Genomic DNA, 18,487 nt, shown 5'->3' with positions numbered 1-18,487 from the left:
GCGACGTGCAGGCGATCCTTCATCCCACTGACGAGAACCCAGCTCCGCCGGGTGCAGTGTGCGTTGAACTGGTGACGCGCGACAAGACGCGATTGCGCGCCATGCGAGCGGTGCCGGAAAATGCCCGCGGTACATTCGTGATCCTCGGCGGGCGCGGCGACTTCATCGAGCGCTATTTCGAAACGGCACGCGAGCTGATGGAGCGCGGCTTCGCGGTGGCGGTGCTCGACATGCGCGGCCAGGGCGGGTCGCAGCGGCCGAAGCGGCAGCCCTTCCGCGACCGGACGCGCAGCTTCGCCGGCTTCGACGAGGATGTCCGTACACTGATGGACGACCTCGTCATCCCCTCCTGCCCAGCTCCCTACTATGCGCTGGGCCATTCGACGGGTGCACATGTGCTGCTGCGGCTGCTGCGCAACAAAAAATGGTTCGCCCGCGCCATCCTGGTGTCGCCGCTCATCGAAATCATCTATGGCCCGTGGCCGCGGCCCGTTGCGTGGCTGCTGCTCAACACCATGTGGTTCACCGGGCTTGCCAATTTCTTCCTGCCGGGCGTGCGCAAGGAACCGATGGGCCGCGCCGACTTTCCCGGCAATCCGCTCACCTCCGACCGCCACCGCTGGGACCGCGACAGCAAGACGCTGGAAGTGGCGCCACAGCTGGGCCTGGGCGGGCCCACCTTCGGCTGGCTGGGAGCCGCGCGACAATCGATTACCAGAACTCGCCGCATGAAGAAGCCGACCGCCCCGGTGCTGATCGTGGCGGCGGGTGCCGACCGCGTGGTGGGAAATGAAGGCATCCGCCGGCTGGCCCGCAAGGTGCCAGGCGTGGCGCTGGCCTTCATCCCTGATGCCAATCATGAGATTCTCGGCGAGCGCGACATGATCCGCCGCCAGTTCTTTGCCGCACTCGACAGTTTCCTGCCGGCCTGAGCTAGCCGCCGATCTGCTCGAAGGCGAGGTTGATCCGCACCAGCATGGCGCGGACGTAGTCCATCACCTCGTCGGGCAGGTCGAAGGAAGCGATGCGGTCCGGGTGATAGAGCTTGGCCATGCGGTGATAGGCATGCCGGATCTCCTCCGGGCTCGCCTCCCTGGCAACCTTCAGGACGGCATAAGGATCAAAGGCCGGCGTTCCGGGGGCGCGGCCCTCGCTATCGAGCTGGTCGGCCTTGGGCACATTGGCGGACCGCACCGACCTGATGCTGGTCTTGGCGATGAATTGCTGCTGGCCGGCGGGCGTCAGGGCGTCGAGGAACCCGTCGCCATTGTTCAAGGCATCTCCCAGCCGGTTGGACAGCGGCAGGCGGATCGAGACGGTCAGCACCGAACCGTCGGTGAGCGTCAGGAAGACCTGAGTTCGGTTAATCTTGTCGTCGCGTCCGTTGAACATCGTGATTCCCTCGAAGGTTGAGTATATCACCCGGGGTGAACCAACCGTTAAATTGCGTTTCCATGCTGCGCATGCTAAGCGCCCCCCAACTCATCTCCACGCATGAAGAAAGTCAGTGCGCCCCATGAATTTGCGCAACATCGCCATCATTGCCCACGTCGACCACGGCAAGACCACCCTGATCGACCGGCTGCTGTCGCAGTCGGGCTCGTTCCGCGAGAACCAGAAGGTCGCCGAGCGCGCCATGGACTCGAATGACCTGGAGCGTGAGCGCGGCATCACCATTCTGGCCAAGGTGACCTCCCTCAACTGGAAGGAAACCCGCATCAACATCGTCGACACCCCCGGCCACGCCGATTTCGGCGGCGAGGTGGAGCGCATCCTCAACATGGTGGATGGCGCCGTCCTGCTGGTGGACGCCGCCGAGGGCCCGATGCCGCAGACCAAGTTCGTCCTGCAGAAGGCTCTCAAGATCGGCCTTCGCCCCATCGTCTGCATCAACAAGATCGACCGCCCGGACGAGCGCCACAACGAGGTGGTGAACGAGGTGTTCGACCTGTTCGCCAACCTCGACGCCAATGAAGAGCAGCTCGACTTCCCGATCATCTATGGGTCCGCCAAGCAGGGCTGGATGGCGGACACGCCCACGGGCTCGCAGGAGAACATGGCGCCGCTGTTCGACCTGATCGTCAAGCACTTCCAGCCGCCGGTCGTGGAGGAAGGCCCCTTCCGCATGCTGGTGACGACGATCGAAGCCAACCCCTTCCTCGGCCGCGTGCTGACGGGGCGCGTGCGCTCCGGCTCCATCAAGGCCAACCAGTCGGTGAAGGCGCTGTCACGCGATGGTTCGATTGCCGAACAGGGCCGCATCTCCAAGGTGCTGGCGTTCCGCGGCCTCGAGCGCGTGCCGGTGGACGAAGCGGAAGCAGGCGACATCATCGCCATCTCCGGCCTCACCACGGCAACCGTTGCCGACACGATCTGCGACACCACCGTGACCGAGCCGATCTACGCACAGCCCATCGACCCGCCGACGCTGACCATGACCTTCCGCATCAACGACGGTCCGCTGGCTGGCAAGGATGGCGACAAGGTGCAGTCGCGCGTCATACGTGACCGCCTGCTGCGCGAGGCCGAAGGCAACGTGGCGCTGAAGGTCACGCCGTCCGTCAACGAGACCGACGCCTTCGAAGTGGCCGGCCGCGGCGAGTTGCAGCTTGGCATCCTGATCGAAACCATGCGCCGCGAAGGCTTCGAGCTCACCGTGGGCCGCCCGCGCGTGGTGTTCAAGACCGACGAGGAAACCGGCGAGAAGCTGGAGCCCGTCGAGGAAGTGATCGTCGACGTCGACGAGGAATATACCGGCGTCGTCGTCCAGAAGCTCTCCGAGCGCCGTGCGGAAATGCGCGACATGCGCCCGTCAGGCGTTGGCCGCCAGCGCATCGTATTCCACGCGCCGACGCGCGGCCTCATCGGCTACCAGTCGGAACTGCTGTCGGATACGCGCGGCACGGCGATCATGAACCGCCTGTTCCACGCCTATGCGCCCTATTTCGGCGAGATCCCCGGCCGCCACACCGGCGCGCTGCTGTCCAACAGCGACGGAGACGCTGTGGCCTATGCCATCTTCAACCTGCAGGACCGTGGCCCGATGTTCATCGAGCACGGCACCAAGGTCTATGCCGGCATGATCATCGGCGAGCACACGCGCGGCAATGATCTTGAGCTCAACGTCATCAAGGGCAAGAAGCTCACCAACGTCCGCGCCTCCGGCAAGGACGAGGCGGTGGTGCTCACCCCGCCGATCCGCATGTCACTGGAAAAGGCACTGGCTTACGTTGGCGAGGACGAACTCGTCGAGGTGACGCCGAAGTCCATCCGTTTGCGCAAGGCGATCCTCGATCCCAACGAGCGCAAGAAGGTGAGCCGCCAGAAGGAAGCCGCCAGCGAGGCGTAAGCATCCAGCTCACCTCCGTAAAGTCATCATGCCCGAGCTTCGACCCGGGCATCTTTTTTGTGATGTCACGTCGTGAGAGGCGCTAATCCTCCTTCGCCTCGTCGCAGCTCACGAAGTCGATGCCGTCCGCACCCACCGTCGAATCCACCGTGGGCGTGTCGTGCGCGCAGTCGAAATCCTCCGCAAGGTCGTCGGCCGCCTGGCGGGCCTGCTCATTGGCGTTGGGATAGGAACCCGCGACATAGTGGACGGGGCAGGCCTCCTCGCCCTTCAGCGCCGATACGACCAGCCAGGTGACGGTGTTGCCCTCATCATCCGTCACCACCCGCCAGCGCTGGATGGCGGCGAACGGCTTGCCTTCCCGGAGGCGCCATTCGACGGGAGAGAGGGCGGTGTTGAAGTGGCGGAAGGTTTTCCGGTAACCGCAGGATTCGGTGGGTTTGGTCCCCAGCCCCACGAAGCTCCGGTCGTCATCGGCCGAAACGACGATGTCGTTGCCCTTGAAGCCGGCGCATGTCCAGGTGCCGGCGAAGGCCATTCCATCGCCCTTTTCCACATGGAGGCAGGTCTTCTCGAGGTCGAAGGGGGTGTAAACGCTGGTATTCTCGCCCGCCAGGGCGGCCATGGGCCACAGACAGAAGGAGGGATAGCCAGAGCGCCTTTCTCATGGCAGAGAGGCTGCCACAGAGCCAATTCCGAAGGAAGACCCATGCGTATCGACGCCATCTCGATCGGCAAGAACCCCCCGAAGGAAGTGAACGTCATCGTCGAGGTGCCGGTCGGCGGCGAGCCGATCAAGTACGAGATGGACAAGGCGGCTGGCACCCTGGTGGTCGACCGCTTCCTCTATACCTCGATGCGCTATCCCGGAAATTATGGCTTCATCCCGCACACGCTGTCGGATGACGGCGACCCGATCGACGTGCTGATCGCCAACCAGCGCGGCATCATTCCGGGGGCGCTGGTCGCGGTAAAGCCCGTGGGCGTGCTCAAAATGCAAGACGAGGCCGGGCACGACGAGAAGATCATCGCCGTGCCCACGCCCAAACTCACCCGCCGCTACGAGAACGTGCACGACTACACCGACCTGCCCGAAATCACCCGCCAGCAGATCGAGCACTTCTTCGAGCACTACAAGGACCTCGAGCCCGGCAAGTGGGTGAAGGTCGTTGGCTGGGGCAATGCGGCGGAAGCCGAGCAGATGATCCTCGACGCCATCGAACGCGCCAAGAACGCGAAGGACTGACACGCCTCCTTGGGTGCTGTGACCTCGCCCGGGTTTGAAACCGGGCGCCCCCCTTGGCGAAGTTCCGCGTCGTGGATGCTTAGTTTCCGCGAAGGATTCCGGCTGGAATTCAAGCCTTCTAACCTAGATTGTAAAATCAAGAACGGTTGACTTCGCTCGGCGAATGCATTCCTGTAAACGTGGTCATACATGTAATTCGGCATCCGTAGATGCCGCAAAGTGGCAGGCCATGTCTTGGCCCGGCGTTTGCCGGTACTGCAACAGGAAAAATCGACATGCTGAACAAGCTATCCAAAATCCTCATGATCGCCGCCGTCATGCTGGCCGGCGCGGGATTGACGCCAGCAATGTCCGCCTCCAAGCCGAACATCCTGTTTGTGATCATGGATGACGTCGGCATCGACCAGATGAAGCTGTTCGGATACGGCGGCCGCGGCGCTGGCCCGCTGGGACCGCCGAAGACGCCCACCCTTGACGAGATCGCGCAATCAGGCGTGCTGTTCCGCAACACCTGGGCCACGCCGGAATGCTCACCAAGCCGCGTCAGCTTCTTCACCGGTCGCTACCCTCTGCGCCACAATGTGATGGCCGCAATCCTGCCGCCCGACCTTGCTGCCTCCCAGCAGTCGCCCTACGAAACGACGACCCCGAACATCCTGCGCGAAGCCGGATACACAAGCGCCCTGTTCGGCAAGTCCCACTTCACAAATGCGCCGACATACCCGCAGGATCCGTCAACCAATCCATACGGTGGCACTGCCGTCACCCAGCTTGGCTGGGACTACTTCAAGGGCTGGTATGACGGCGGTCCGAGCGACATCGACACCACCGCAGGCGGCGTCGCCAGCACGGGCACCTACAAGTGCGGCTATGTCCCCACCACAGCAATCGATCCCACTCACGGCGCCGACAGCGGGGCCTGCTACAAGGCGAACGGCGACTGCACCTACATGAGCACCGGCGCCGGCAATACATCGCCCGGGCTGACCTGCCTTGCGTCGGGCGGCATCCTGCAGCCCAATGCTTCCTGCGGGACACCGCCGGCCAACCTGAACTTCAGCCTGCAGAACGGCTATTACGTCAGCGAACTCGTCGAGAACCCGGGCCGGGGTGAAGCCGCCGTGGTGAAGACCCCGGACAATCCGGAGAGCCGCGGGTACCGCACTACGCTTGAGGCAGACTACGCCATCCACTGGATCAACAGCCAGCCGAAGGACAGGCCGTGGATGGTCACGCTGGCCTTCTCCGCCGCGCACACGCCCTATCAGCCGGCAGCGCCAGGGCTTGTCTCCACCACATCCACCAAGCTCGGGAACGATTGCTCCGACAATGCAACCGACTCCCGCGCGCTGATGACGCAGATGGTCGAAGGAATCGACACGGAACTGCAGCGCGTTCTTATCGAGACCGGAATTGCAACGAAGAACAAGAACGGCGTGCTCATCTATGACGCCAAGATCGCCAACACCGTGATCGTGGTCGTCGCGGACAATGGCAGCTTCGCCAACAATGTCAGGCTGCCCTTCGATCCCGCACTTTCAAAGGGCACCGTGTATCAGACCGGCGTGTGGGTACCGCTGATCGTGGCGGGGCCGATGGTGAAGCAGCCCAACAGGGCGGTGAACGCGATGGTAAACATCGTCGATCTCTTCAAGTTGTTCGGCGACGTGGCCGGCATCGACGTCAGGCAGGCCGTGCCGCCGACCCACGGGCTCGATTCACAGCCCCTGCTTCCCTATCTCGTCAACCCGCGGCAGGGCGCATCGCCCATCCGCACCACGAACTTCACGCAGTATGGCACCAACACCCGCTCGACCAGCCACGTCGATGGCGCTTGCGTGATCAAGTCCGTCAACACATGCACCACCCTGTTCCCGACCAAGGACCTCTGTGAGAATGGTTATGGCGGCATCTGGTATGGTGCGGGAACGGACGTCGCCATTCCCGAGCCCTACAAGAGCGGCAACGGCCTGACCACCTGCTGCCAGGTCAACCAGTATCGCAACTCGGTCAATGAGACGCTGGCAGCACTCCTGCCCGACACGTCTTTTGGTATGCGAAACCAGCGCTACAAGCTCATTCGCCAGACCGCGACCAACATTGACCTGCAGAATCCGGAACTCACCGCGGATGGCTCGAACTGCCTGTCGGTGACGACGGACGAATTCTACAGGATTGACCAGAAGCCCAAGACCCCGACGATCGATCATCCGACCGGCGTCAAGGCGAACAACCTGCTGGCGCCGGGTACCGGCCCCGGCGCAGGCAGCAGCCAGCTCAAGGGCCGCCTGAAGGCCAGTTATGATGCGCTGGTCACCAGCCTGAACGATACGCTCAGTTCGCAGAAGGCATGCACGGGCGACGCGAATCTCGACGCCCTGGTGAACAATGCCGACCTAGGCGACCAGGCCGAGTGGCGGAACATCACCAGCGACACATCCACCTGGTGGGACCTGAACCGCGACGGCTACACCAACGATGTCGATCGGCAGGCACTTCTCGGTCTCATCGCGACGTCGAACTGCACACTTCTGCCGGGGCAGTATCGCTAACGAAAATGGCCGGGCATTGCCCGGCCATTTTACCATTCCGGCCTTTTCGCCGTATTCTTACATCGCGGGCTGGTCGATGCCCTTCGCTGCGCAGGCGGCCTTGACCGTGTTGTAGAGCAGGCAGGCGATGGTCATGGGGCCGACGCCGCCGGGAACCGGCGTGATGGCGCCCGCGACCTTCTCGCACGAGGCATAGTCGCAGTCGCCCACGAGCTTGCCCTTGCCATCACGCTCGATGCGGTTGATGCCGACGTCGATGACGGTGGCGCCCGGCTTCAGCCAATCACCCTTCACCATTTCCGGGCGGCCCACGGCAGCGATGACGAGGTCGGCGCGGCGCACGACGCCAGGGAGATCCTTGGTCTTGGAATGCGCGATCGTAACGGTGCAGTTCTCGGCCAGCAGCAATTGTGCCACCGGCTTGCCGACGATGTTGGAGCGACCGATCACCACGGCTTCCAGCCCGTCGAGCGAGCCCAGCACGTCCTTGGCCAGCATCACCGAGCCCGTCGGCGTGCAGGGCACGAGCGAGTCCTGGCCGGTCGACAGCTTGCCGACATTGACCACGTGGAAGCCGTCGACGTCCTTGGCCGGCGAGATGGCGCTGAGCACCTTGGTGGAATCGATGTGCTTGGGCAGCGGCAGCTGCACGAGGATGCCATGCACGGCAGGATCGTTGTTGAGCTTCTCGACGAGGGCGAGAACGTCCTTCTCGGGCGTCTCGGCGGGCAGCTTGTGCTCCCACGAGTTCATGCCGACCTCGACCGTCTGCTTGGCCTTGTTGGCGACATAGACCCTGGAGGCCGGGTCCTCGCCCACCAGAACGACCGCGAGGCCGGGGGTGAGCCCGTGCTTTTCCTTGAGGCTTGCCACGGCCGTGGCGATCCGCCCCCTGAGGCCCTCGGCAAAGGCCTTGCCGTCAATTACTTTCGCCATATTCAATTTTCCTTCCCTGCATTCACTTTCCTGGCAATCAATGCCTCAAGTTCCGCAGGATTTCCAGTGACCAGAATGGTCTTGTTGCGGTCCGTCTCGCCCGACACGAGCTCGAAAGCGGATTTGGGCATCCGGCAGGCCTTGGCCAGGGTCTCGATAACCGCCTTGTTGGCACGCCCCTTGTCCGGCACCGCCGTCACCTTCACGGCCAGCGACACCGTGCCGTCGGAGGCCACATGGAGGCCCGAAACCTCGTCCCGGGAGGATTTGGGTGTGACCCGGACAGCGAGGAGAAGACCGCCCTTGCCCGGCCGCAGCGGTGACGTCACGCCCAGCCGAGATTGAAGAAGATATTATCTGCCAGAATGCCGAGGAACTGCAGGCCGATCAGCAGGATGATGGGCGAGATGTCGATGCCGCCCAGGTCCGGCAGGAAGCGGCGGATGGGGCGGAGCAGCGGCTCGGTGAGCCGGTCCAGCACCTGGCCAACCTGGCGGACATAGGGGTTGGAGCGGTTGACGATGCCGAAGGCAATGAGCCAGCTCATGATGACCATCGCCAGGATGATCCAGAAGTAGATGTTGATCACGGTGTGGAGCAGCCACAGGATCGGGTTCATCGGCGTCATCATGGACAGGCAGCCCTCTTGAAATGTTTGAGCAGATGTAGGCGCGGGGCGCCGTCCAAGCAAGCTTGACGCTGTCCCGGCCAGGGACTAGAAACCGCTCCGCCTGTGGACACCACCTGAAAAGGGGCGGTAGCTCAGTTGGGAGAGCGCGGCGTTCGCAATGCCGAGGTCAGGGGTTCGATCCCCCTTCGCTCCACCAGGCCCCCACAGGATGAAGCTTGGCACTGGGTGGTTTCACGGCTTTCCGTCAGTTGACGGAGCACATGGCGGTGCAATATCGCATGCCGTCCCTTGCGACAAAGGAACTTCATGCGATTCTTCCGGCTCTTTGCGATGATCGTGGTGCTTGCCTTCATGGCTGCAGCGCCAGGCACGGCACGTGCCGAGGACGCTCCACGGACGGTCAGGGTCGGCCTGTTCATCACCAACCTGTTTGACGTCGACTTTGCTCAGCAGGACGTCGAGGCGCAGTTCTGGGTGTGGTTCAACCACGACGATGCGTCCTTTGACCCGAAGAAGGACGTTGAAATCGTCAACGCCCGGTCGGTCGATGTGCTCGGCAGTTCACGCACCGATGCCGGCAGCAAGGGCCTTTGGGACCAGGTGAAGTTTTCAGCCGTTCTCAACGAAAACTGGAGCGTCGCGAATTATCCCTTCGACCGGCAGAAGATCAGGATCGTGATCGAGAGCGCGACGGCCGATGCGCGATCACTGAAATTCGAGCCCGACATCGAAGGCACCAAGCTCCGGCGCGACCTGACGCTGGCCGGCTGGACGATCGAGGGCATGAAGATCTCCGCAGAGAACGAGTTCTACGAGACCGCCTATGGCGACCCGTCGATGAGTTCCGTGGGCCCCAGCATCTATCCGCGCGTGACCGTGGAGATCGACGTGAAGCGCCTTGGCTGGCGGTTGATGCTGTCGACCTTCATCGGCTTCGGACTGGCCATCGCGCTGGCGGGGATCGTGCTCACCAGCAGCGCCTTCCGCCATTCGAGCGAGGTGATCGACATCGGCGCGCAGCTGGCCATCGCCACGGGCGCGCTGTTCTCGACAGTCGGCTCGGGCTACATCCTGCAGAGTGGCCTTCCGCCGACCACCGAATTCAGCCTCGCGGATGCCTTCCAGCTCACGGCCTTCACCGTGACGTTCCTGACCATGCTGATGATCTATGTGGTGCATGTGCTGAGGAAGCGCCGCCTGTGGACGGCCGCCCTGACGACGGGCCGCGTGCTGTTTGCACTCTACATCGTAAGCGTGGTGTGGATCGTCTACCGGGTGTGGCTCGCGGTGAGTTGCTGAGGGCACTTCGGCACAATTGCAGAACCACATGCAGCACACTCTTTCCGGCGCTTCATATCGGTAATTTCGCCGATGCCGTGAACCCGGCAGGGCTGTTGCCAGCAGGCTGCCGCAGGTGCATCTATGGCTGCAATGATGAGGATGGGCGGCGGCATGATCCGGCTGGTGATGATACTCCTGTGGGCGGTGTTCGCCGCAGGCACGGCAGCAGCGGCCGACAGTCCGTGGAGCGGCAACTGGGAGATCGTCTGGGGCAATGGCGGCGCCCTGGTAAGCTTGCAGCAGAACGGTACTTCGGTGAACGGCAGCTTCGGCAGCGGCACGATCAAGGGCACCGTGCATGACAACCGCTTCGACGGTCAGATCATCTACAACGGTGACGCCGAAAACATCACGGCCACGCTGAGCAGCGACCAGGCGAGCTTCGCCGGGACGACCGAGGCGGGTGAATGGCTGAGCGGCACGCGCATGGCCGCCGGTGATGGGCAGGCAGTCGATGTGAAGATCGACCTCAGCACGCCGCGCGCGGCACTGCGCAGCTTTCTTGTTGCCGCCAATCTGGCGCAGACCGACAAGAACTATGCGCTCGCCTCGGCGATCGACGCAATCGACTTCGGCGATGCTATGGGCTGGGAATCGCGCGAGCAGCGCTTCACCGGCGCGCAGCAGTTGTTCCAGCTGATCGACCTCGCCACCTTCAACATGTCGACCATCCCTGCCGCAACATCAGACAGCAATCTGACACTCAGCCTTCCGATCTACGATTCAAAAGCCGCCATCGGCATCAACATGGCGCGTGGTCCGGATGGCAACTGGCGCATTGTGATTCCGTCGCCGGATGCGCTGCGCGCCCAGCTCGAAAACGGCAAGCCGCAGGCGGCCGACGACTTCCGGATGCTTCAGAGCCCGCGCGACACATTGCGCGCCTTCCTCGACGGCATGCATCGCTGGGAGATGGGCGGCGAGGAGCAGGCCCTCGCCACGATCGACCTGTCCCACGTGCCGGAGGTGTTGCGCGATGCGGAAGGCAACGTCGTGGCGCAGTATCTGGTCCGTATCATAAACCATATCGGCCACCGCACGCTGCAAAACATGCCGAATTCCGGCGTAAGCCGTGAGCCGTTCGTGCTCTTCGAGCTGCCTGCCGGGCGGGTCGCCATCGAGCCCTTGGGCACGGGGGCGGACACGCGCTGGAAGTTTTCCGCCGACACCGCGCAGACCATCCGCAGCCTCTATCGCGGGGCAGAGCAACTGCCTGACAATGAAGTACTCGACCCGAGCTTCATTCCCTTCTCGCCGATGTTTGCGGTCCGTAACCTTGTGAAGCGCCACGCACCCTTCCTGCTCAAAACCTTGCCAGGGCCGGGGCATCTCGAATACTGGCAGGCGCTGGCAAGCTTCGTGGCGCTTGGCATCATCGCGCTGTTGACGACCGTGCTGCGGGGAGCATTCCTGTGGATCCTCAATCGCTCCTTCCTCAAGCGCCACGTCAAAAATGCCAGGAGCCTCGCGACGGGACTTGCCTTGGGTCTCTCGTTCCTCATCGGCTCGCGCTTGATCGTGATGATCGGGCTTCCTGCGGCGGCACGGCAATACACCGTGCCGGTGCTGGGCACGATCCTGATTCTTATCTTCGCCTATGCGCTGTGGCAGCTCGTCATTTTCGCGCTCTCGGTGCTGCAGGAACTTGCCGAAAGGACCGAAACGGCCTTCGACAACATTCTCCTCACCTTCGCGGCGGGCTTGGCCAAGGTCGCCATCGTGGTCGCTGCGATCCTGAGCTTGAGCTATCTGTGGTCACTTCCGACAACCGGGCTGCTGGCCGGCCTCGGCATCGGCGGCCTCGCCGTGGCCTTCGCCTCCAAGGAGACGATCGCCAACGTCTTCGGCGCGGGCATCCTGCTGGGCGATCGACCGTTCCGCAAGGGCGACCGCATCATCGCGGGCGACGTCAACGGCTGGGTAGAGGCGGTCGGCCTGCGCTCCACCCGTATCCGAACCCTCTATGACAGCCTGCTCGTGGTGCCCAATGCCAAGCTTGCCGACGCTGTCGTCAACAATCTGGGTGCCCGGCGGCGGCGCAGCCTGTCGGCCACCGTGATCGTCACATCGGGTGCCACGCCGGAGCGCATGGAGGCCTTCACCAACGGCATCCGGAAGCGCATCGCCGATGATCCGATCTTCGAAGACAAGTGGGCGGAGGTCAACATCGTCCGCTTCTGGACCGAGGGCATCGACGTGGAAATCTCGACCATGGTCGAAACCCGCAGCGGCCGCGCCTCGCGCGAGGCAACGCACAAGCTGTACCTCGACATCATGCAGATTGCGCAAGCCAGCGGCCTGGGCCTGGCCCATGCCACCGACCCGTCCGCGGCAATAACGGACGAGCCCGAGCCTCAGCGGTCGTAGTCGGGCGGTTCCTTGTCCCAGGCGGCGGGTGTCTGGCCCGCCTGGTAGCCGCGCTCGTAGAGGGCGCGCATGTAGGCGTTATCGAATTCGCTCTTGGACTTCATGGTGAAGTCGTTGGGGATCGACGTCAGGTTGAAGGCAACCCCGTCCTTCTGGCATTGGGCATACATGCGGTAGGCATCGCCGATGGACTGGTTCTTGATCAGCGTCGAGATCGAGCGCGCGGCAATCGCCAGCGTCTTGGTCTCGGTCTTCTCGGCTTGCGGCGCAAAGCTGCCGTTCATGATGATGTAGAGGCTGCGCTTCCTGGGAAAGTTCAGCGCCTTGTCGACCTCCTTCAGCGAATTCTGCGCCGAGACGAGGAAGGCCTGGGTGGTAGTGCCGCCATCGACGTGGAGTTCCTCGTAGACCTTGCCATCGGCGGTCACCTTGATGAGCTGCGGCGGGAACACGCCCGGAATGGCCGCACTGGCGACGAGAACGCTGCGGAACAGGGCAAGCCGGTCCGGGTTGCCGCTGGCGGCAATGGCCGTCATGTCCCACACCACGGGGCGCTGGGCATCGAGGTTGGTGGTGCCCACCAGCAGGCGGCGGCCCTTGCCGTGTTCGATGGCGATCTTGTCGATCAGGTCCTGCGTCACGTATTTCGCCACCAGCGCCTTGAGCGGGCTGTTGTCGGTCATGGATGAGCCGAAGACGCCGCTGATCGGGCCCTTCTTTTTCATCACGTCCTTGTCGTCGATGGTGGTGTAGATCTGCTTCAGCTCATCGTCATAGGCGGAGCCGAGAAAGGCATAGGGCGCGGAGAGTGCGCCGGTGCTGATGCCCGTGACCACCTCGAACTTGGGGCGCGTGCCGGCCCTGGTCCAGCCATTGAGGATACCCGCGCCATAGGCGCCGTCACCACCGCCGCCGGAAATCGCAAGATAATAGGCATGGTCCAGCGGGATCGAGGGGTCGGCCTTGTGCGCGACCTTGAGTTGGGCGAGGCGCTCGGCCGAGGCCTCGTTCAGCTTCTTCAGCTCGGCATCACCCCAGTAGCGGATGCCCTTGTAGCCGACCGGCGTCGCATAGGCGTTGACCGGCGCATCATCGAGGCGGGGCACATTGGTGCCGCAGGCGGCGAGCGACAGAACCAGCGCGGCGGCGAAAAGGGTCTTGATGGACTTGGTGAACATGGGCCTGTCGTTTGTTGAAGGTAGCGCCACTTGTCAACCCATGAGGCGACCCCACGGCGGTTCGGTGAACCGGCGCGGGCCTTCAGCGGCGGCGCAGCGAGGTGATGTCGGTGACGTCGGCGCTGCCCTCGTCGGCGGATTTCGCCTCCTCCACCACTTCGGCTTGCGCCTCAGCCTGCATATGCGCCGTCTCCTCCTGCACGCGATGCACTTCGCCATGGATGGAGACGAGCTTGCCGCGCAGGTCGTGGTTTTGGTTGGAGAGTGTTTCGACGATGCGGTCCATCTGGCGCAATTTCTCGTCGCGCGTATGGGCTTCTGCCCTGAAGACCTTCTCGGCGGAGTCTTCCTGCTCCCGGAGGCCGGAAAGCCGCGACTCGGCAACAGATACAAGACCTTCCGCGCCCAGCGCCATGATGACGCTCAAGGCCGTCAGCGCGATCGATTGCGGCGAAATCCCTGTAACGGCCAACAGATAGCCGGTGACGGGCAGGCAGACCAGCAGGCCGAACTTGAAGACGAGCCTCAGTTTTCGACGCCCTCTCCCCGCAGGGAATGCCCGTCTCTTTCAGCTGATCCGAACCGTCATGCCCGGTACGGCAACCTAGAACCGTCCGCAGGTTCGATCCACAACCGGCAAGTTACACGAGCTAAGCTTGGAAATTAAGACTTTCGAGAGGAAAAAGCGAGAGGAATATCAAAGGGTACGGCCGCTTCACAACTGGTACAGGCCGTTATTCTTCAACCATAACTTGTCTTTATATCCACCTCGGTATCGCTGCCAGTATGAACACAAGCCCGCTGCGGCGTTTGCTTATGTGATTGACTGCCGCAGAGGTTTAAGATTGGTGCCTGAAACGTTAAGATCGGTGCCTGAAACGTAATGACAACTCGTCTGGGGAGAAGTCCTGCCATGACCCGCCGCCTTGCAGCCCTCTGGGCCGTCCTGCTGTTCGGCCTCAGCACCCCCTTCATGACCCAGACTGCAGCGGCCGAAGACGCCTATGCGATCTGCTCCAACCAGACCTATGCGCTGTGCGCCGCGGCCTCCGCCTTCGTCTACGATGATGTGAGCTACGCCAAATGCGTCATCAAGCGGGGCGACAGCATCAGCGCGCCGCCGCTCAGCTTCACCACTCGCACCGGCCAGACCGCGGACATCTGCGACGTGAACGCCGCCGGCGTGCGCAATGGCTACATGGTGAGCACCTTCAGCCTGCCCCTCGACGTCAGGCAGGGCGGCAACAAGGCACTCTACACCTGCCCCGGCGGCTCCACCGGTTCCTATGGACAATGCGACGGCGGCATCTGCTTCAAGAGCAGCAGCGGCAAGTATTTCCCCGGCGTCGGCTTCGTTGCCAAGAACCAGATCATCTGCTCCTGCCCGGTCACCAAGCCCACCGTAACGAGCTTGCCGGTGGGCTATCAGTTCATCGGCCCCTATCCCTGCCAGCCGAGCGCGCTCTCGGTGTGCAACCAGGAAGTGGGCAACGGCACCATCATCCCCGTGGGCTCGCCCCCGGGTGCCGGCCGCGTGCTGACACAGGCGCTCTACGGGCACCAGTTCCCGATCAACGAGTGCCAGTAGACGAACAACGTCGCAACGCCTGACGCGCGGCAGGCCGCGACCGGCCGAAGGCCGGCCAGGCGCGCCATGTTTCTCGGTCACCGGCTGCGTGTGTTTTCCACAGCAAACTGCCGGATTGCGCTGAGTGTAATGCTGACATATCATCCGTCATCGGTACCGAGGCCGCCCGCTGTTCAGAAGAGGCGGCCCGACGGGGATGGGATGGCTGACGAACAGGACGAAACGGGTGGCATGGCTTCCGTGAAGCCTGACTATCTCTCCGGCGGTGATGCCGGGGCCGACGGCGGCTTTCTGCCGCCGCTGGAGGTCACTGTCGACGTCCCCGATTTCCGTCATACCAAGCTCAGCAAGATCGTTTCCGAACATGTGTTGCCGCACCTGGTGGCGCTCCATGTGCCGCCTGCCGAAGAGCAGCCTGCCGCGCCACTGCGCTCTGTCGAGATCGCCGAGTTGGCCCAGTTGCTTCTGGGCCCTGAAAACGAGGACGCAGCCAATTACGTTCTGAAACTCAAGGACGAGGGCGTGTCGCTGGACGACCTCCACGCTGAACTGCTGGAGCCTGCAGCCCGGCTGCTCGGCGAATTGTGGAAAGATGACAAGGCCGATTTCCTTGATGTGACGATCGGCATCTCCCGCCTGCAGCGTCTGGTGCATGTGTTCGAGGGGCTGGGACAGGTTCCCGACTTCGACGAGAAGCGCCGGGTGCTCCTGGCTGCAACGCCCGGCGAACAGCACAGCCTCGGCACCACCATCGTGCAGAAGTTCCTGCGCGCTGGCGGCTGGCATGTGTGGAGTTGCCTCTCGACGAGCATCGCGGAGCCAGCAGACATCGCATCGCGCGAATGGCTGGCCGTGGTCGGCTTCTCGCTCAGCTCCGACATCCACCTGGACTCGTTGAGGGATGCCATCGCCCTGGTGCGCAAGCGGTCGCTGAACCGGAAAGTCGGAATCATGATCGGTGGCGCAGCGGTGGTGCGTGACCCCGAACTCGTCGCCAAGGTTGGTGCCGACGGCACGGCCGCCAATGGCCCCGCCGCCGTGGTGCTGGCCAAGAAGCTGCTGGCAGAAGCCCTCGTCTGAGCTTGCATCCGCCGCGCGTTACGGCGAGACTTCCGCCCATGACGACCCACAATTTCACGCCCAAGGCTCTTTACAACACCATCGGCATTCATGCCCCTGCACTCGTGATTGCCAGCGGCGACACGGTGACGGCGGCCACCGCCGACGCGCACGGCTTCGACTGGCGCGGCGAAAAAATCGCCGAGCGGCCAAACCCGATGACCGGGCCGTTCTTCATTGAAGGCGCAGAACCCGGCGACGCGTTGTTCATCACCATCCGCGACATTCGCATGACGCGGAAGACCGGATGGACCTTCGACGTGCTGAGCCCGAACGTGGTGGACCCCAATGCCGTTCATCGCTTCCCCGAGCGCCACAAGACCGAGTGGGTGATCGACGCGGACAAGGGCCGCGCCTGGCTGGCCGAACCGCCAACGTCACTTGCCACATGGTCCGTCGCGGTGGAGCCGATGATCGGCTGCTTCGGCGTTGCGCCGGACTTGGGGCAAGCGATCTCCACCGCCACCAGCGGGCGCTATGGCGGCAACATGGATTACCGCGGCTTCAAGCCGGGAGTGGAGGTGATGTTCCCCGTGGCCGTTCCGGGTGCGCTGTTCTTCCTCGGCGACGTGCATGCCCAGCAGTGCGACGGCGAAATCGTGGGCACCGGCATCGAGACGGCAGCGGACGTCACCTTCACCGCGCGCGTGCTGAAGGGCAGCAAGATCGGCTGGCCGCGGGGCTTGAACGAGACGGAGATCTTCACGATCGGCAACGCACGCCCGCTGGACCAGGCGCTGCAACACGCGACAACCGAAATGCTCGAATGGCTGATGTCCGACTATGGCCTCGACGCAGTGGCCGCGAGCCACGTGATGGGGCAGTGCGTGCGCTATGACGTGGCCAATGTGTTCAACCCGGCCTTCACGGTGGTGTGCCGGGTGGCGCGGGAGGCGCTGGCTGGGCTCGCCTGAACCAGCCCTCAACTCGCGGACGTTATCAGCGCCTTCAGCGTCTCCAGCGTGTCCGCCTCTTCTGCGGGCTTGTCCCAGCGGATGCGTGAGACGCGGGGAAAGCGCATGGCGATGCCGGACTTGTGGCGCTTCGACTCCTGGATGGCATCGAAGGCAATTTCCAGCACGAGCTTCGGTGTGACCGCGCGGACGGGGCCAAAGCGATCCACTGTGTTCTGGCGAACGAAGCGGTCGATCTCGGCGAGCTCCGCGTCGGTGAAGCCTGAATAGGCCTTGCCGACAGGCACAAGCAGCTTCTGGCCGTCCTTCTCTGTCCAGGCACCGAAGGTGTAGTCCGAATGGAACGAGGAGCGCTTGCCAGCACCCTTCTGGGCATAGAGCAGCACGCAGTCAGCGGTCAGTGCGGCACGCTTCCACTTGTACCAGTGGCCCTTGGGTCGGCCGGCGAGATAGGGGCTCGCCTTGCGCTTCAGCATCAGGCCCTCGATGCCCTGCTCGCGCGTCGCCTCCCAGCTCGCCTTCAGGTCTTCCTTGCTGGCGAAACCGAGAACTTCGGAGAGGTCGCTGTGGGCAGGGCCATGTTCGCGGTGCCAGGCTTCGAGGCGCTCTCGCCGCGCGGTGAAGGGCAGCGCGCGCAGGTCTTCACCGTCGATTTCGAGCGCGTCATAGAAGCGAACATGCACTGGATACTTGGTGAGCATGGCGCGCGTCACGGTCTTGCGGTTCAGGCGCTGCTGGAGTTCGCTGAAGGGTGCAACTTCGCCATCGCGCACCACCTGAAGCTCGCCGTCGAGTACGGCATCAAACTTGAAATGGTCGACGAGCTCCGGAAAGCTTTGCCCGATGTCGTCACCCGTGCGCGAGAACAGCCGCGTGGTGCCGCCCTTGGCAGACACCTGGATGCGAATGCCGTCCCACTTCCATTCGGCGGCGACGTCATCGAGGTTCATGGCCTGCCAGTCGTTCTCCTCCAGCGCATGCGCCAGCATAAGCGGGCGGAAGATCGGCGTGGCGGCAAGCGAGGGTCGCTCCGTCCTCTGCTCCAACCAGTCGAACAGCGCGGCATAGGGTGGCTCAAGGCCGTGCCACAGTTCCTCGATGTCATCGACGTTCTTGCCGAAGGCATCAGCCACCGCCTGCTTTGCAAGCCGCGCCGAAACGCCCACCCGCGGCGCACCGCTGAGGAACTTCAGCAACGCCCAGCGGCCCGTGGCATCGAGCCGGTCCAGCCATTGCGTGAGAATCGCCGCATGCCCGCCCCTGCCC

Annotated in this window: 17 protein-coding genes and 1 tRNA gene; 10 read left to right on the top strand and 8 right to left on the bottom strand. The window is 63.4% G+C overall.

Annotated elements, in window-relative coordinates; all coding sequences use genetic code 11:
• Positions 1 to 5 precede the first annotated feature (5 nt).
• On the top strand, positions 6 to 932 hold the full coding sequence (locus WCJ41_RS12210; RefSeq protein WP_336906101.1) for an alpha/beta hydrolase: 927 nt from the start codon (positions 6 to 8) through the stop codon (positions 930 to 932).
• Between the two features lies 1 nt (position 933).
• Here WCJ41_RS12210 and WCJ41_RS12205 read toward each other — a convergent pair whose 3' ends face one another.
• A complete protein-coding gene (locus tag WCJ41_RS12205; protein WP_336906100.1) occupies positions 934 to 1,392 on the bottom strand; it encodes a J domain-containing protein in 459 nt (152 codons plus the stop codon).
• A 124-nt stretch (positions 1,393 to 1,516) separates the two neighbouring features.
• On the opposite strand from WCJ41_RS12205, the gene typA reads away from it, so the two are divergent.
• Complete coding sequence (gene typA, locus WCJ41_RS12200) at positions 1,517 to 3,349, top strand: translational GTPase TypA (protein ID WP_336906099.1); 1,833 nt, start codon at positions 1,517 to 1,519, stop codon at positions 3,347 to 3,349.
• Between the two features lie 82 nt (positions 3,350 to 3,431).
• Here typA and WCJ41_RS12195 read toward each other — a convergent pair whose 3' ends face one another.
• Positions 3,432 to 3,974 carry a hypothetical protein gene (locus WCJ41_RS12195; protein ID WP_336906098.1) on the bottom strand — a complete coding sequence of 181 codons (543 nt, stop codon included), beginning with the start codon at positions 3,972 to 3,974 and terminating at the stop codon, positions 3,432 to 3,434.
• Positions 3,975 to 4,058: 84 nt separating this feature from the next.
• Between WCJ41_RS12195 and ppa the strand changes: the two genes are divergently transcribed.
• Together ppa and WCJ41_RS12185 are read left to right on the top strand one after the other, a co-directional pair.
• Entirely contained in the window at positions 4,059 to 4,595 is a 537-nt protein-coding gene (gene ppa / locus WCJ41_RS12190) for an inorganic diphosphatase (protein ID WP_336906097.1), read from the top strand.
• Between the two features lie 275 nt (positions 4,596 to 4,870).
• Complete coding sequence (locus WCJ41_RS12185) at positions 4,871 to 7,147, top strand: sulfatase-like hydrolase/transferase (RefSeq protein WP_336906096.1); 2,277 nt, start codon at positions 4,871 to 4,873, stop codon at positions 7,145 to 7,147.
• A 57-nt stretch (positions 7,148 to 7,204) separates the two neighbouring features.
• On the opposite strand, the gene folD is transcribed toward WCJ41_RS12185, so the two are convergent.
• Genes folD through WCJ41_RS12170 form a run of 3 tightly spaced genes read right to left on the bottom strand, consistent with a single transcriptional unit; the run spans position 7,205 to position 8,702 of the window.
• Positions 7,205 to 8,089 (bottom strand): bifunctional methylenetetrahydrofolate dehydrogenase/methenyltetrahydrofolate cyclohydrolase FolD, encoded by an 885-nt coding sequence (gene folD, locus WCJ41_RS12180; RefSeq protein WP_336906095.1) that lies wholly within the window; start codon positions 8,087 to 8,089, stop codon positions 7,205 to 7,207.
• Complete coding sequence (locus tag WCJ41_RS12175; protein WP_336906094.1) at positions 8,086 to 8,412, bottom strand: DUF167 family protein; 327 nt, start codon at positions 8,410 to 8,412, stop codon at positions 8,086 to 8,088. The genes folD and WCJ41_RS12175 overlap by 4 nt, the downstream gene beginning before the upstream one ends.
• Positions 8,409 to 8,702: a YggT family protein gene (locus WCJ41_RS12170; protein ID WP_336906114.1), complete on the bottom strand. Its 294-nt coding sequence runs from the start codon at positions 8,700 to 8,702 to the stop codon at positions 8,409 to 8,411. Before WCJ41_RS12170 ends, WCJ41_RS12175 begins: the two co-directional genes overlap by 4 nt.
• Positions 8,703 to 8,834: 132 nt before the next feature.
• Here WCJ41_RS12170 and WCJ41_RS12165 point away from each other — a divergent pair.
• From WCJ41_RS12165 to WCJ41_RS12155, 3 genes are all read left to right on the top strand, one after another.
• A tRNA-Ala gene (locus WCJ41_RS12165) sits at positions 8,835 to 8,910 on the top strand.
• Between the two features lie 110 nt (positions 8,911 to 9,020).
• Positions 9,021 to 10,013 (top strand): hypothetical protein, encoded by a 993-nt coding sequence (locus WCJ41_RS12160; protein WP_336906093.1) that lies wholly within the window; start codon positions 9,021 to 9,023, stop codon positions 10,011 to 10,013.
• A gap of 123 nt (positions 10,014 to 10,136) precedes the next feature.
• Entirely contained in the window at positions 10,137 to 12,422 is a 2,286-nt protein-coding gene (locus WCJ41_RS12155; RefSeq protein WP_336906092.1) for a mechanosensitive ion channel domain-containing protein, read from the top strand.
• On the opposite strand, the gene WCJ41_RS12150 is transcribed toward WCJ41_RS12155, so the two are convergent.
• Positions 12,410 to 13,600 (bottom strand): patatin-like phospholipase family protein, encoded by a 1,191-nt coding sequence (locus WCJ41_RS12150; RefSeq protein ID WP_336906091.1) that lies wholly within the window; start codon positions 13,598 to 13,600, stop codon positions 12,410 to 12,412. The genes WCJ41_RS12155 and WCJ41_RS12150 overlap by 13 nt on opposite strands.
• A gap of 82 nt (positions 13,601 to 13,682) precedes the next feature.
• A complete protein-coding gene (locus tag WCJ41_RS12145; protein WP_336906090.1) occupies positions 13,683 to 14,072 on the bottom strand; it encodes a hypothetical protein in 390 nt (129 codons plus the stop codon).
• A 441-nt stretch (positions 14,073 to 14,513) separates the two neighbouring features.
• Here WCJ41_RS12145 and WCJ41_RS12140 point away from each other — a divergent pair, with 441 nt between their 5' ends.
• The 3 genes from WCJ41_RS12140 (at position 14,514) to WCJ41_RS12130 (ending at position 17,221) form a co-directional block, all read left to right on the top strand.
• Positions 14,514 to 15,188: a hypothetical protein gene (locus WCJ41_RS12140; RefSeq protein WP_336906089.1), complete on the top strand. Its 675-nt coding sequence runs from the start codon at positions 14,514 to 14,516 to the stop codon at positions 15,186 to 15,188.
• Positions 15,189 to 15,389: 201 nt separating this feature from the next.
• Positions 15,390 to 16,268, top strand: coding sequence for a cobalamin B12-binding domain-containing protein (locus WCJ41_RS12135; protein ID WP_336906088.1), 879 nt, complete (start codon positions 15,390 to 15,392; stop codon positions 16,266 to 16,268).
• A 38-nt stretch (positions 16,269 to 16,306) separates the two neighbouring features.
• Complete coding sequence (locus WCJ41_RS12130) at positions 16,307 to 17,221, top strand: acetamidase/formamidase family protein (protein ID WP_336906087.1); 915 nt, start codon at positions 16,307 to 16,309, stop codon at positions 17,219 to 17,221.
• 8 nt (positions 17,222 to 17,229) lie between these two features.
• Here WCJ41_RS12130 and WCJ41_RS12125 read toward each other — a convergent pair.
• On the bottom strand, positions 17,230 to 18,487 hold a 1,258-nt coding region (locus WCJ41_RS12125; protein ID WP_336906086.1), incomplete at its 5' end, for a cisplatin damage response ATP-dependent DNA ligase.

The sequence above is a fragment of the Aestuariivirga sp. genome (assembly GCF_037139295.1).
GTDB lineage: Bacteria > Pseudomonadota > Alphaproteobacteria > Rhizobiales > Aestuariivirgaceae > Aestuariivirga.
Note: the sequence above shows the minus strand (reverse complement) of the source record. Positions and strands in the feature narration are given on the sequence as shown.